The following is a 14,940-nucleotide window of genomic DNA, read 5'->3' on the forward strand; positions in this document are numbered from 1 at the left end:
AAACTAGAAAAATATCTAAGAGGCTTTTGGAAACTAAGGAGGTAGTGTTATGGAAAAAGATCTTTTGGAACAGCTAAACCTATGGCATGAAGATGATGAATTTGAAAAAATAGTAGACAAGATTGCGGAAATTCCCGAACAGGACAGAGACTATGATTTAGTCGGCCATTTAGCGAGAGCATTAAACAATCTGGAACGTTACAATGAAGCATTGCAGCAGCTTTTGATGATCAAAACGTTAGGCGAACATGATCCTCTTTGGCATTTCCGTGTAGGTTACGCCTACTACTACCTATCGCAATATGAGGACGCAGTAACAGCATTCGAAATAGCGAATAAACTTGATCCTGAGGATGAAGATACTTCGTTGTTATTGAAATGGAGCCGTCACGAGGTTGGCCTAACAGACCGTCAAGAGAACTCAGTGACAGTGCAGCCAAACGCAATTGCTTCGGTGAAGAATGATATTGAGGCGAATGAGATGCTTGAACAGGAAAAGGACTTTGGTTTTGCCCGGGTGTACGCTGTGGAGCTAAAATACAAGCAGCCGCCGAAGCTGGACCGAAACCTGCTTTACGAGAAGATGGAACTTTACACGGGTAAGGTTGATCGCGGAGAACATCATCCGGATGCCGCGGGACTTGCTGTGTGGGAAGCGAACAGTCAGGAAGATCAGAATTTGCTGCATTTTTTCCATTTGAATTATATGGTTGAATATAAGGAAGGCGAAATGCCGGCGCAAACCAACCTGATGGATACAGAAAGCCGCCCGGTTACGGACTACGAGACGGCCATTCAGCAGTCCTGGCATTGGCAGGAAGCCGCTCAAGTCGTGAGTGATTGCGAGCACTCGCTGCTGTTGATCGACATGATGGCATCGGGACTCGATCCCAAATCGCGGTTGCAACTGTTCACCGGCTCGCTGCGGGCGGTGCTGGAAACGGCGCCTTGCGACGCCATCTATTTCCGGGAAAGCGACAAGCTCGTCGAACCTAGCGCTTACCTGGCGGCGATTGAAGAAGGAGAACTGTTATATGGTGCGCTGAACATTCGTTTTTATAATGTTGAAGGCACAGGCAGCGGCCGCCCTGAAGGTCTGATGGATTCATTGGGACTCGCCGCGCTTGGCATTCCGGATGTTCAGTGTCATTATTACGATCTGGAGCCTGATGAAGTAGCCGGGGATTTGCTTAATATCGCCTATTATTTATTCGACCGCGGGGACGTTATTGTCGACGGAGAAACAGTTGGTTTCACCGAAGAGATGCGCTGGCGCTGCGAACACCAATACGGGCTGGCCGTACCGCACCGGGTTGTCATCGATATAGATCCGGGAGAACCTTATTATGCCGGAAGACAAGGCGCAGAGCAGTCGTAACCAGCAGTTACCCATTCGCGATGGTGCCTATGTTGCATAGATAGAAAAATTAAAAGAAAATTTAGTTGCATTTTTAATACCACGAGTTGTTCTCACTGATCACTCGTAACATATGGAGAGTGTGGCACTGTTGGTGCGGACGGACAAATAGTTGAGATGTATTGGCGGAAATAGTAAAGAGGGGCGACGAACCCCTCTTTTTTAATGGGCTTGTTATCGTACTATGTTGATTTTTGAACAAAAAAATGACCACCATTTAGGTTTTCAGGCGGTCATGTGATTTCCATTAACGTTACCTTAATATTACCGTAAATACCTTCATCGCTTATATCTCTAACAGTAACAACTTCGGAAGCTAATTTCTTGTGTAATGATTCAACTTTGATCAAAGCAGGAGAATGGATCATCCAACCAGAAGAATTTATATCTAAGATATTTCATTGATTAGGTGGAAATGATGCCAATAAATAATAAGAGTATTCAGGGCTATAGTCCGATTCTCCATGCCAGGAGCGAGAAATATTTTTGGAAGGGTAAAGGCGCATTATCAATTAAAACATTTAAGAATGGACGAGCGTTCTATCATGCTGGTCATGGGCACTTTGCTGTTGATGAAGGGAACTATCTTTTGCTTATAAAGTCTGAATATACAAATAAGTATCTTGATATAACATGGCTAGAAGAAAAGTTATACGAATTAGCACATAGACTCCTAAAGGTTAATCGACAGGTTAATAAAGAAATATTGAAACTTCAGTCCCTAAGAGCCTCAACGCGTAAAGAATTGTATAAAAGAATACATATAGGTCATGAGTTTATATCTGCATACTTTGATCAATCAATAACCCTAACGGATGTGGCCAGAACTGCATGTTTATCGCCAAACCACTTCCTTAGAAGTTATAAGCAAATGTTTGGCATTTCTCCTCATCAATATTTAAGTGAAAGAAGGCTTCAAGAATCTAAGAGGCTTCTTCTTCAAACAACCCGTATTACATAGGATAAAACAGTCGGAATGGAGGCTAGATGAATGGAGTTAACACAAATCATTGATGAAGTATTTCAAGTAGTTCAGTCAGATGAAGCTTCACGGCTAAAAGATATTTTAGAATCTCACCCGCAACTTGCAAATACGGAAAATGGTGATGGACTTACACCTTTGGGATATGCGGCACATTTTGGTAATAAAGATGCAGTGCAGATATTGCTAAATTATGGCGCAGATGTTGTGGCGGTATCTCATTCCAAGATTTCTTACATTCCTTCGAATACAGCATTACATGCAGCAATAGCTGGAGAGCGTAACGTGGATGTTATCAGACTGCTTTTGACTCATAATGCTCAGACAAATATTTTCGACAGCAATGGTCATACTTGTCTGCACACTGCTGTATTCCATGACGATAACCTAGAAATTATTCGCTTATTGATCGAACATGGAGCCGATGTTAACGCTAGAATTGAAGGTGGAGAAACTGCGTTGTCTCTTGCAATCAAGCAAGGTAATAATAACGTAGCGGAACTTCTTCGCCAAAATGGAGCGCTACTCTAATTTTTTAGAGTAGCTTGCTACAAGTAGGTTTAGGTCTTGAATTTGACCTAGCCTCATCATCACTTATCATTGTAAAACATGGTGCGTGGTGTGTGTTACCTTTGTACAGGATCTCGATAAAAAACCGGATTTGGGCGTTATGCTTCTGAATCCGGTTTTTTAGTCCTGACAACTGGACGTCAGTCTCATTGTTCAGGGAGCGCGCTGGCATGTAAAATAATAGGCGTGTGCGAACATTAATACGTATTTTTATAATAGAGACGTTAACGGAGATGGCGAGATCAGCCGATGAATACGTAGAAAGGCGGGAGACAATGAACGAATTACAGAAAGAAGCGCTGGAAGAGATGAAAAAGGCAATTCATAAATGGTTTGAGGAACAGGAAAATCGAGTTGACGTAGAGGGATTGGGCAAACGCACCCCGCTGCAAATAGGCATCTTTAACTTTGTCATGCTGGATTATCGGCCGGGCAGGACCAGGGTTGACAGTTCGAAATCTGTGGGGAGTGCCGCAGGCAAAAAGTCGATGAAAGCTTCACCCTTTACACGGGAGCAGGTATTGCATGAGGTTCAGCCTCTGCTGGCGCAAATCGTAAGAGAGAGGCTGGACAAGCTGGAAACGTCGCCATTGATCGACTACCGGTTTACCTTTCAAGGAACCTTCGCAACGATGGACGGGCTTGCGGAATTAACGGTGCTGGAAACGATATATGAAGAGAAAAAGCGGCAGCTTCTGGAGCGAATTCAGTCCTATATTGAGAACGAACTGGAGAAGGGCTCTTACCCGACAAAGCGGTTGGAAACTTTCTTTTTGGCACGCCATCTGTTGGACCCGCATTTGTTTCCCGAACCGGAAGCCGAAAGGACGATCGCTTTATTTGACCGAATTCAGGAGTTAAATAAAGAACGGGTTGAGGCTCTTGCGGAGCATCGAAGAGATATCATTCGGGCTTTGACCCACTGGGCCGAGAATATATTCTTGCCACGTTATTACGATATCACCCGTAACGACTACAGGGCCAATGAATATGAAATCAAGTCGGATGCGGTACTGGAAAACAAGGATGAGCCGAATCAGCCTTTTGACCTTCTGTTGTACGGAGCGGTAATGATTATTCGTTATGAGCCGAATTTCAGCAAATTTAGGGGACAGACTTTTCTGGAGCTGGCGAAGCAGCTTGGCAGCGGCAAAGCCGCACGCATGTTGAAGGAGGGCAGCGACAGCTTTTCGCACGACGAAGTTCATATTTGCCATGAGTTGGTTGAATGCAAGGCTAATGATGTTTTTTCCAACTTTATGGTCGTTATTCGCAAAGAAGAAGCCGGGGCGTATGAGCGGGCAATTTTGTTTATTCTCTCTCTACTCAGAAAGGGCTTCCCGAAAAGCTATAAAATCAAGTTAAAATCCAGTGTCAGAGAGACTTTGCCTATCAAGGGGCTTGCCAAATCGGATACGCATCGATTTTTTGCAAATGCGTTGGCTTATTCCGAGCTGCATCCTTTATTGGAGGAATACGCTCGTGAGGCGATGGTAGAGTTTGAATGGTACGAGGATACGGAAAGCGAGAGAAGCGTAATGCCGGGCAGTTATGCTGTGTTCGGGCTGGGGCTTTTGTCTGAGCGGTATTTTCCGCTTGTTGAAGCTTACATGGACCTTGTGGATGATGAGCATCAGCTGGTGCATGACAAGTTCACAGCCATTTTTGCCGAAACCTATGGTATAACGGAACGCTCGACTCCCACCTTGATCGCCTGCCTGCTACGCTCCCACGATTCGCTAAAGCTGAAGATTCAGCCAGAGCTGGAAAGCGAAGACAAGCTGTCGCTATTCGTACAGCATATAGAGACTCTGTCGGATGACGAGGCCGAGCGCGTACTGTACCCGATCTGGGGCGAGGCGGAGAAACTGGCTGCATTGGCTCGCAAGGCGCGGGAACCACGCAAGGAACTGATAGCTCGTTTGATAATGAAATTATCTTAGTTGGGATAATTCCTAGGCTGAGTAGAACTTAATATTGTCTGCTCAGCTCAAATTGATCTGTCAGCCATTGTGTTGGAGTCTCATAAATCAGGCTATGTCGATCTGCATGATTTGGATGAGGCTAGGCAGCTGTGCAAATTTTATATAGATGCCTCCGAAGAGAATAGGAACCTGCTTCGGGATGAATTGTACAAGTTTTCCCGTAATCCGCTGGCCTGGAATGCTATGTGAAGAGATTGATTGGACTGTAGATCTTGATAAATAAATATAGTTTTATGTTCGCAGACTCACTAAAGATTAGTGTTGAAGCAGATATAAAGGATACGTTCAGCTTCGGGTTGAGAGGAAGGATGCCAGTGCACAAAAATTCATATTACTCTATAGGGCAGACGGCGAAGATTTGCAATATCTCCATCCAGACCCTGCGATATTATGACAAGATTGGCCTTATGAAGCCTAGTGAAATTGATAGAAGCTCTGGCTATCGGTATTATTCCAATCTGGATATCCTGCATATTAAAATCGTTCAAGATATGAAATCGCTCGATTTTTCACTTGAGGAAATTCGCCATGCATTACAAAGCGGGAGCCTGAACCGGGTCATGGGGTTGATGAAAGCCAAACATGAGGAAGCACTGCAGGAAATACGTCGACTGGAGCATATTACGACTTCCATTGAACAAAGAATCACGCAAATTGATGCTCTATTGGAGATGAACAGGGATACAAAGGATTCCGAAGTTCTTATTGAGTTGAAAGAACTTGAAGATCGTTATGTCGCTTTTGATCGGAAGCGATCCGTTTGTGGAATGGAGACTATGGTGCTGAAGTTTACCGAGCTGTTTGGAACGATTTATGAAAACGGAATGACCCAAAACGGATATATGATGACGATCTACCATGAGAATATAATGACGTTCGATCGGAACGATACCGATCTTGAAGTTGCTATTCCCATCAAGAGGGTCGGGACAAACTACAACTTCACACGCGTGATTCCAGGGGGGACTTATATTACGGCAATGTACACCGGGATTCCTACGGAACAAACGTACAAATACATATATGGGAAATTGCTGGAATGGATGGCCATGAACGGCTACTGTCAGGATGGTCCGGCTGTGGAGCAATATTTGGTGGATATGACGCAGATGGCGAAGCATGGGGATTATTTGATCGAGCTTCAAGTGCCTGTTAGTCAAAGAGATTGACCCTATAGTTGCTATAGGGTTTATTGTATTTGGCATGCAGACTTGAGAGGGGAGAATATCATGCACGTAATATTGGGAACGGGGCCATTAGGGATGTCCATCATGAGAGAGCTTATAGAACAGGGAAAGCGAGTAAAAATGGTTAGTTATAGCGGGAAAGACGCACTGCCTTCTGGCGTACAGCACGAGAAAGCCGATCTCCTGGATGCGAAGCAAGCTGCAAAAATCATGCAAGAGGCCACGGTCATCTATCACTGTGCGCAGCCGGCATATCATCAATGGGGAAAACTGTTCATGCGAATGCAGGATAACATCGTATCCGGTGCGATGGCTGCCGGGGGGAAGCTGGTAGTGGCCGAGAATTTGTATATGTATGGGTTGGTCAAGGGAAGTATGCACGAACAATTGCCCCATGCGGCCACGACTAGGAAAGGAGTTCTCCGGTCCGAAATGTCCCGCAAACTGCTGAAGCTGCATCAGGATGGATTGCTTCAGGTCGTCATCGGAAGAGGGTCCGATTTCTTTGGGCCGGGTGTTCTTGGTTCTGCGGTTGGGGAGCGCTTCTTTAAACCAATTGTAGCGGGAAAGCCTTGTACGGTGCTTGGCGACCCTGACAAGAAGCATACCTATACGTTCATCCACGATTTCGGTAAGGCGCTTGTTGCATTGGGAGGTCAGGAGGATACCTACGGCCAAGCCTGGCATGTACCGAATGCAGACGCAGTTACGACGAGGCAGTTTGCCGAAATGGCTTATTGTGCTGCCGGATTTCCGGCATCCATTCGGACAATGGGCAAGGGCATGCTCCGCATAGGAGGATTGTTTATTCCAGAGGCGCGCGAAACGATTGAGATGACGTATCAATTTGAGCATGATTTTGTCGTGGACCACCGCAAATTCAGCGCGAGATTCGAGCTTCCTGCAACGCCGCTGGAGCATGCGATCGCCCAAACGTTGGAATGGTTTCAATCCGCAAAATCCTAAGGTGGCTGGTTGACGCATAGTCCATGTGCATGGGGCGGAATCAAGTGAGGAAATGGTGGCGACTTGTGATAAATAACGTGATTATTAGGCTCCTGAGACTTCGTGGTTCAGGAGCTGCTTTGTGTTTTCGGAAACGACTAGAATAAAAGATATTCCGGAGTAACGAGGAACTCAGTCAGACGACGCATGTTTTAGCTTGCCGTTACAACTAGCGCGGAGAACCTTATTCTGAGCCTAAGCTGGTTTCCCTTGTAGGTGGGGAGGATGGAAACATGCCCGTACAAGCCGAAGTATTTGAGTCATATGGGACAATTCGATTCGTAAATATGTTTCCCATCATAATGAGTGCATTGGTTAGTGGAGGCACTTTGGTTATCGATGAGTTCGATGCTCCCCTACATCCAATGGCTTTAATGAGTATCGTGAACATCTTCCATAACGATGAGGTAAATAAGAATAAAGCTCAGCTGATCTTTAACACCCATAATCCGATATTCCTCAACTCGAATTTGTTTAGGAGGGATGAGATCAAGTTTGTAGAGCGTGATGATGATACCTTCTGTAGTACTCATTACTCGCTGTTCGACTTCGGCACCTCCGGCAGGAACGGGGTAAGGAACGGCGGTGAATATATGAAGAATTATTTCGTGAACCAATATGGAGCGATTAAGGATATCGACTTTACCTCTGTTTTTGAAAACCTTTTGGAAAGCAGAGGTGAACTATTCAAAGATGGCACCGAATCGGAAGGATAACAAGCAATACTTTTTCACCGTAGAGGGAGAAACAGAGAAATGGTATCTAGATTGGCTTGAAGCTGAAATTAATGCTGTCTTAGACGCTAATCCTGCATCCAATATCAAAGTATCGATAAAGAGCAAGGTAGAAAAGAATCCACTAAAGTACGCAAAAAGTCTCCCTATTATCTCTAAAGTGGAAGTTACTCATTTGTTGACTACGAAAGCCATGAACCGGTGCATGTTAAACAGTTCCTAGAAACTTTGGATCTTCCTAAAGAAGCTAACAGTATCAAGGGAAAACAGATTAAGTACCGCTTGGGGTATAGTAACCTTACTTTTGAGCTTTGGATGGCTATGCATAAAAGTAACTTTAACGCATATACCGAACATCGATTCCATTACCTCCGCCTACTGTTCTATTAATCTATATTCTTGACGAGGCTATTTCATTTTAATCAGCGAAGAAGCTAAAATTTGTTATAGTTTTAATAGTATATATCGATACTAACGGATGCGGGAACTGTCTTCTGTATGAGAGTCCAAAATTTCGAGCAGGATATATTGATCAGGGTAAATGCTCCGAACTTCTTGCCATTGCATAGTACTCACCTTGCTAATGGCATTTCATAAAAGGCTTAGCCTGCAGCTGCAGATGTGAACAAAATAGCATATTTGAAGGGAGAAATTAATATGACAACGAGTCCCAGCAGCAGTAAAAAGGAGTTATCACTAGAACAACATGAAGAACTACTCAAATTATTAAAAGCACGCTTCGAGAAAAACATGGACCGCCATCAAGGTCTTGAATGGGCTAATGTACAAGCAAAGCTTGAAGCTCAGACAGAAAAATTATGGTCGCTTTATGAAATGGAGAGAACTGGCGGCGAACCGGATGTCGTTGATCATGACAATAAGACGAACGAATACATTTTTTACGATTGTTCAGTGGAAAGTCCTAAAGGTCGCAGAAGTGTTTGTTACGATCATGAAGCGTTGGAGTCCAGGAAACAACACAAACCAGAAAATAGCGCTATTAACATGGCGGCTGTCATGGGAATTGAGCTTTTAACGGAAGAAAAATACCGAGAACTCCAGAAACTTGGAAACTTCGATTCGAAAACTTCGAGCTGGGTGAAGACACCTGATAGTATTAGAAAACTCGGCGGGGCTATCTTTTGCGATCGTCGCTATGACACTGTCTTCGTGTACCATAATGGAGCAGAATCCTATTACGCTGCTAGAGGGTTCCGTGGCTCACTAAGGGTCTAAATACTGGTGAAGGCTGGTTGCCGCATACTTCAAAGACGAATAGTCTTATCCATCGGAAAAATAAAACATGCATATTACTATCGCACCTCGTCACATGTGGAGTGTGTAGTATTGATGTCAAGGATTGATGGCTGAAAGGCTGATTTATTGAGGTTATCAAGGATATAGGAGAAAAATAGAGTGTTGGCAATCATCGTCGACACTCTATTTTTTGCGTTTGTGGGGAAACAGGTCTATTGGTGTAATGTGACCAAGAGTTCTACGGTTAGTTCGAAGTATTAAAACGTTGGGCGATCAGTTTCTATTACGAATATTTGTAAAAACACTTGTCAAAACATATGCCAGTTAAGATTTAGTCTGCAAAATGAGACTGTACTAAAATTTGCCTCAAGATCGTTAACTTTTTGGGGGTGAATTTTCTTATAATATTCTATAGGGGGCTATATCCAGATTCATTGATGAAATATGCAATCTTTTATAACTATTTTTTTATAAGGCCTATTAAGCGGAATAGGCAAGGAGGCATATATGAAACCAATCACAGAAGTTGCAGCACAACTGGGCCTTGCGCCGGGTCAGCTTGAGCTTTACGGAAAATGGAAAGCGAAGTTAACCGAGGATGTATGGGCATCTGTCTCGCAGCGGCCGGACGGAAAGCTTATCCTCGTTACCGCCATGAATCCGACGCCGGCGGGTGAAGGCAAGACGTTGACAACGATCGGGCTCACGCAAGGATTGAATCGGATTGGACGGAAGGCGGCGGCCGCGCTGCGCGAGCCATCCCTTGGACCGTGCATGGGCATGAAGGGCGGCGCCACAGGCAGTGGCAAAGCCCAGATTGTGCCGGCTGAGGATATTAATCTGCACTTTACGGGCGATATTCATGCGATTACATCAGCGCACAATCTGCTCGCGGCACTCATTGACAACCATATTCACCAAGGCAACGCGTTGCGTCTTGACCCGGCGCGCATTGTATGGAAACGGGCGCTCGATATGAATGATCGGCCGCTGCGCCAGATCGTAATCGGCATCGGCGACAACAACGGCACTGTGCGTGAAGACGGCTTCCTTATTACGACCGCTTCGGAAGTGATGGCGGTGTTGTGTTTAGCGGAAAATATGACTGATTTGCGGGCGCGGCTCGGCCGAATCGTCGTGGCGTATGACATGGACGGGCGGCCGGTGACGGCAGATGAGTTCCAGGCGGTGAACGCGATGTGCGCCCTGCTGAAGGATGCGATCCATCCGAATCTGGTGCAGACGCTCGAAGGCGATCCGGTGTTTGTTCACGGCGGGCCGTTCGCCAACATCGCCCACGGGTGCAGCAGCATACGGGCGACCCGTCATGCTCTCAAGCTGGCCGATTACGTCGTGACAGAAGCGGGATTCGGCGCCGATCTAGGCGCGGAAAAATTCATAAACATCAAGTGCCGCCTGGGAGGACTGCATCCGTCGGCTGCGGTCATCGTTGCGACCGTGCGTGCGCTGAAATACAACGGTGGTGTACCGAAGAAGGAACTCTTGAAGGAGAATGCCGAGGCGATACGGTCCGGATTCGGCAACTTGCGGCGCCACGTGGAGAACATGCGAGGCTTCGGTGTGCCGGTAATAGTCGCTATTAATCGCTTTGCGGCGGATACGGAGGCAGAGCTGGCGCAGGTTGCCGATCTCTGCGCAGAGCTTGGCGTGAAGGCGATTCTATCGGACGCCTGGGAGCGTGGCGGTGAAGGCTGCCGCGAGTTGGCGCAGGAAGTGGCTGCGCTGGCCGACGGATCGACGGAGGATACGTTCCAACTGCTCTATCCAGATAATATGCCGCTTGCGGAAAAGATTGAGACGGTCGTTACGCGTATTTATCGCGGAGCCGGGGTTAAATACCGCCCGGCTGCGAAGCGGGCGTTACAGGAACTGGAGCGGCTAGGCGTGCGTGACCTTCCTGTCTGCATGGCGAAGACGCCGTATTCGTTCACAGACCGTCCCGCCGTGCTCGGGGCGCCAGAGCAGTTTACGATTGAGGTGCAGGATATCCGCTGGTCGGCCGGCGCGGGATTCGCCGTCGTGCTGACGGGGCAGGTGGTCACGATGCCAGGACTGCCCGCGGAACCGGCGGCGTGGCGCATAAGGCTGGATGAGGCGGGACATATCGAAGGCCTGAGCTGATATGGCGAAATTATTATCAAAGGGAAGTAAGTTCTTGAAGTGAGCGAGTTTCTAGGTTATGGGGAAATAAACTCAAATCACTTCATAGGAAGTGGTTTTCAGATAGTAGAGGTAGAGAAACCCGATGTCTTTTTCAAAGACATCGGGTTTCTCTTTTGTTTACGGCATGTTCCTCATATTATTTTGCCAAGCTGTTAGCTAATTGTTTTTCTTTCCACAACATCGTAATTACAAGACCAATAATCATAATGACAGCAGCAAAGAGATACGGATAGTTGATGTTTACATCAAATAATATACCGCTTAATGCGGGCCCGATGATATTGCCCAAGCTTGTATATGTTGAGTTCATTCCAGCGACAAATCCTTGTTCTTGTTCAGCCGTTTTAGATAAATAGGTCGTTAATGCTGGTCGCAGCAAGTCAAATGCGAGAAAGATGAAGCAAGTTACTAGCAAAATGGCTAAATAGCCGGAGATCATGGTGGATACTACCGCAAAAAATACGCCAGCAATTAAGCATATCTGGATGAGTTTCTTTTCACCAAGTTTATCTACCATTTTACCAAACAGAAAGACCTGAACCACAACCCCGAAGATTGCACTTATTGTAATAACGGTTGCAATGTCTTTTGGTGTGAAACCAAATTTTTGATCTGAAAACAGACTAAATACGGTTTCATATGCTGATAGACCAAAGGCCAGTACAAACACAATAATAAAAGCGATAATGTATTGTGGATGAATTGATCGTTTCAGATCAGTTACAAAGCTGGTATCTTTTTTGAGCTGATTGATTTCCAAGAGCTGTTGTTTGGTTAGCGGCTCTTTTAAAATAAATAGGGATGAAATACATGTTATTAATGCGAAGCCTGCAGCAAAGTAGAATGGGGCACGCACACCCAGCTCAGCAATAAAACCTCCGATACCTGGGCCAATAATAAAACCGACACTAATAGCAGCAGAAATATAACCCATCGCTTTGGGCCTTTCCTCTACTGAGGTAATATCTGCAACAAAAGCAGTTACGCCTGGCATAATAAATGCACCACTAATGCCACCTAGAATTCTAGATAAATATAAAACGGATACGTGTGTGCCTAATCCAAAGATCAGCTCTGATATACTGAAGAGTAATAAGCCGATTATGATCATTTTCTTTCTGCCATAAGTGTCAATCCATCGTCCTGCCAGTGGAGACATGAGTAATTGTGCAAACGCAAAGGCTGCCATAAGATAACCCATCGTTTGGCCTGATAGATGCATAATATTCTTAAAGGATGGCATAACAGGGACGATAAGTCCGACTCCTAGAAAAACAATGAATATATTACTTAGTAGAATAAGTAAGACTGTTTTTTGTTCTTTCAATGGTTTCTTCATGAAGCAATACCTCTCTCTGTAAAATCATAGCTGTGAAATACCTCTCCCAAATACAGTTGGAATATTGAGCTCGACACAAACATCTGCTACAGACTTGGTCTGTCCTGAATGTATTTCACCGTCTGTTTTTTGAATTCTTCATTGTAACGCTGCCGTTGTTCCCCCATCAAGGACAGTTCTTTCGTTAAGTGATATTATCCGTGTCTCTAAACGTTGTGTCCACTGTTTATTCTAGTTTTAGAACAATCTGCTCGCAACACATTGGATTATCTATAAGAGGTTGTTCAAAAAGTCCGCTTTTGATCACGAAGTGAATCAAGAAGTGGGCTCGGCATCGAATCTTGAATTCAGCCGGTCCTTCTGGTGCTCACGTACCCAATACGTACGCTCCGCTCCTCAGTACCTAGCTTCATCCAACCTTCTCGGTGCTGAAAACCGACCTTTTTGAACACGTACTATAATGGAAAATTTAGTATCAGGAGTAAAAACCAGTTTACCAGTGCTAATAAACAATGCCGCCAAATATACTGTTCAAACTAGTACAATTACAAACACTTAAAAAATTTGATATAGTCTTAATAGTACGTATCGATACTAACGGATGTGGGAACTATGGAGTCTGAGCTGAGTTAAATTATCGAACATTGTACCTCCGGAGGAAGTGATAAACGATGAATTTAGAAATGGTTATGCAAGAGCTTGAAGCTCTCAGCAAGGAACGAACCAAGAAAATTTACGAATCCAATGGCGCGCACGCACCTCTTTTTGGCGTGGCTACAGGTGCTATGAAGCCCATAGCTAAGAAAATTAAAAAAGATCAGCCTTTGGCTGAGCAACTTTATGCCACAGGGAACTACGATGCAATGTACTTTGCCGGTATCATTGCAGACCCAGAAGCAATGACTGAAGATGATTTTGAGCGTTGGATGGATACGGCGTATTTTTATATGCTGTCCGATTATGTAGTTGCAGTAACTTTGGCAGAAACAGATATTGCACAAGAAGTTGCCGATAAATGGATCGCAAGCGGGGAAGAGCTGAGAATGTCAGCGGGCTGGAGTTGTTACTGCTGGCTTTTGGGTAATCGCCCGGACCGTGAATTTTCCGAAAGCAAAATCGCTAACATGCTTGAAATTGTGGAAAAGACAATTCACGATTCTCCCGAACGTACTAAATACGCTATGAATAATTTTATTTACACAGTGGCGGTATCCTATGTGCCGCTGCATGATAAGGCGATCGAGACAGCAAAGGCAGTAGGCCCAGTAGAAGTCAAACGGGACAAGAAAAAAAGCAGTTTTCTGAACGCTTCCGAAAATATTCAAAAGGCAGTAGATAAAGGGCAAATTGGTTTCAAACGCAAATATGTAAGGTGTTAAACTATCATGCTTAAATAAAATAATAATGTTTTAATCGGAGTAGCCTATTAGAGGTTACTCCGTTTTTTTTGCGAGCAAGTTGAATAACAATCGTAACTAGAGGGCGTACGGCAGATTCGTTTGGTGATGCCGTGACACGCTATTTCTTGGGCTTGTCTTCTGCCCCTTGACGGTTCAGCGCGGAAGCAGCGGCGAGGTCAAACTCCTTCTGGAGACCAGAGTCAAAATACATCGGCTGCAGGAAGCAATTTTTTTATTTGGTATATGATGGAAGAAATTGTTTCCTGAGAAGAAGCTTGTTGATCCTATTGTCCTATAGACAGGTTCAAGATGCTATATAGATTGAAACTAAAGAAAGGGGTGCTTAAACGAAGAAGGCGGAATTATTCTGGAGAAGCGCAGCGGGCGCCTAAAAGCTTACCAAAGGAAAGCTCACATCGGAAGCATAAGCTGTCCCCAGATTTCAACGTTATATAAAGACATGAAAGAAATCTGGGGGCAAGAGCGATCGTAAGAATAATCCGCATTCGTCTGGGAATCAGGTCAAACCAAGCTTCAAAAAATTTTCGATATCGAATTAACAAACGTAACTAGAGGAATCGTGAACTTACAACACTGAAGGTATTAGGCCATCAAAAAAATAACAGACTTATCTTTTCTAAAATATCATCCTAACCGCCTTGGAGGTAATTGTAGCTATACCGATAAGCGGCTATGTCTATAGTATTATTGTAAAGGCACTGTCGAGTAGCCATCAGCAAATTCCGGATCAATTAAATGTTATTGTAATGCTGGTATCTGTTATTCTTGCGTTTTTACTTACGATTCTCTCTAGCTTGCTGCTTCTGAAGAAAGTGGCTCGGATTGATATGATTGAGTCGTTGAAGAATGTGGAATGAGA

The 14,940-nt window shown here is 44.8% G+C and carries 13 protein-coding genes and 1 pseudogene; 13 read left to right on the forward strand and 1 reads right to left on the reverse strand.

Annotated features, from left to right (window positions below; genetic code table 11):
• The first annotated feature begins 49 nt into the window (after positions 1 to 49).
• The 11 genes from MNQ98_RS04740 to MNQ98_RS04790 all read left to right on the forward strand — a co-directional run bounded on the left by MNQ98_RS04740 (position 50) and on the right by MNQ98_RS04790 (position 11,279).
• The gene (locus MNQ98_RS04740; RefSeq protein ID WP_347272240.1) at positions 50 to 1,378 is read left to right on the forward strand and encodes a DUF4261 domain-containing protein; all 1,329 of its coding nucleotides are present in this window, start codon (positions 50 to 52) and stop codon (positions 1,376 to 1,378) included.
• Between the two features lie 454 nt (positions 1,379 to 1,832).
• Positions 1,833 to 2,378, forward strand: a complete 546-nt coding sequence (locus tag MNQ98_RS04745; protein WP_241932144.1) for a helix-turn-helix transcriptional regulator — start codon at positions 1,833 to 1,835, stop codon at positions 2,376 to 2,378.
• Positions 2,379 to 2,408: 30 nt separating this feature from the next.
• A complete protein-coding gene (locus MNQ98_RS04750) occupies positions 2,409 to 2,930 on the forward strand; it encodes an ankyrin repeat domain-containing protein (RefSeq protein ID WP_241932145.1) in 522 nt (173 codons plus the stop codon).
• 314 nt (positions 2,931 to 3,244) lie between these two features.
• Entirely contained in the window at positions 3,245 to 4,912 is a 1,668-nt protein-coding gene (locus tag MNQ98_RS04755; protein ID WP_241932146.1) for a DUF6138 family protein, read from the forward strand.
• Between the two features lie 69 nt (positions 4,913 to 4,981).
• Positions 4,982 to 5,143 (forward strand): imm68 putative immunity domain-containing protein, encoded by a 162-nt coding sequence (locus MNQ98_RS04760; RefSeq protein WP_241932147.1) that lies wholly within the window; start codon positions 4,982 to 4,984, stop codon positions 5,141 to 5,143.
• A gap of 125 nt (positions 5,144 to 5,268) precedes the next feature.
• Positions 5,269 to 6,123, forward strand: a complete 855-nt coding sequence (locus MNQ98_RS04765) for a MerR family transcriptional regulator (protein WP_241932148.1) — start codon at positions 5,269 to 5,271, stop codon at positions 6,121 to 6,123.
• A 60-nt stretch (positions 6,124 to 6,183) separates the two neighbouring features.
• Positions 6,184 to 7,107 carry an NAD-dependent epimerase/dehydratase family protein gene (locus MNQ98_RS04770; RefSeq protein WP_241932149.1) on the forward strand — a complete coding sequence of 308 codons (924 nt, stop codon included), beginning with the start codon at positions 6,184 to 6,186 and terminating at the stop codon, positions 7,105 to 7,107.
• 272 nt (positions 7,108 to 7,379) lie between these two features.
• Positions 7,380 to 7,862 (forward strand): AAA family ATPase, encoded by a 483-nt coding sequence (locus MNQ98_RS04775; RefSeq protein WP_241932150.1) that lies wholly within the window; start codon positions 7,380 to 7,382, stop codon positions 7,860 to 7,862.
• Positions 7,840 to 8,103 (forward strand): hypothetical protein, encoded by a 264-nt coding sequence (locus tag MNQ98_RS04780; RefSeq protein ID WP_241932151.1) that lies wholly within the window; start codon positions 7,840 to 7,842, stop codon positions 8,101 to 8,103. Before MNQ98_RS04775 ends, MNQ98_RS04780 begins: the two co-directional genes overlap by 23 nt.
• A 434-nt stretch (positions 8,104 to 8,537) precedes the next feature.
• The gene (locus MNQ98_RS04785) at positions 8,538 to 9,116 is read left to right on the forward strand and encodes a DUF4256 domain-containing protein (protein ID WP_241932152.1); all 579 of its coding nucleotides are present in this window, start codon (positions 8,538 to 8,540) and stop codon (positions 9,114 to 9,116) included.
• A 528-nt stretch (positions 9,117 to 9,644) separates the two neighbouring features.
• Positions 9,645 to 11,279, forward strand: coding sequence for a formate--tetrahydrofolate ligase (locus tag MNQ98_RS04790; protein WP_241932153.1), 1,635 nt, complete (start codon positions 9,645 to 9,647; stop codon positions 11,277 to 11,279).
• 178 nt (positions 11,280 to 11,457) lie between these two features.
• On the opposite strand, the gene MNQ98_RS04795 is transcribed toward MNQ98_RS04790, so the two are convergent.
• On the reverse strand, positions 11,458 to 12,660 hold the full coding sequence (locus MNQ98_RS04795; RefSeq protein ID WP_241932154.1) for an MFS transporter: 1,203 nt from the start codon (positions 12,658 to 12,660) through the stop codon (positions 11,458 to 11,460).
• Between the two features lie 671 nt (positions 12,661 to 13,331).
• On the opposite strand from MNQ98_RS04795, the gene MNQ98_RS04800 reads away from it, so the two are divergent.
• Positions 13,332 to 14,039, forward strand: a complete 708-nt coding sequence (locus tag MNQ98_RS04800) for a DNA alkylation repair protein (RefSeq protein ID WP_241932155.1) — start codon at positions 13,332 to 13,334, stop codon at positions 14,037 to 14,039.
• Between the two features lie 594 nt (positions 14,040 to 14,633).
• Positions 14,634 to 14,938: pseudogene (locus tag MNQ98_RS04805) on the forward strand (FtsX-like permease family protein); the annotation flags it as partial.
• Positions 14,939 to 14,940: the final 2 nt, after the last annotated feature.

This window comes from Paenibacillus sp. N3/727 (assembly GCF_022637315.1).
Taxonomy (GTDB): domain Bacteria; phylum Bacillota; class Bacilli; order Paenibacillales; family Paenibacillaceae; genus Paenibacillus_AQ; species Paenibacillus_AQ uliginis.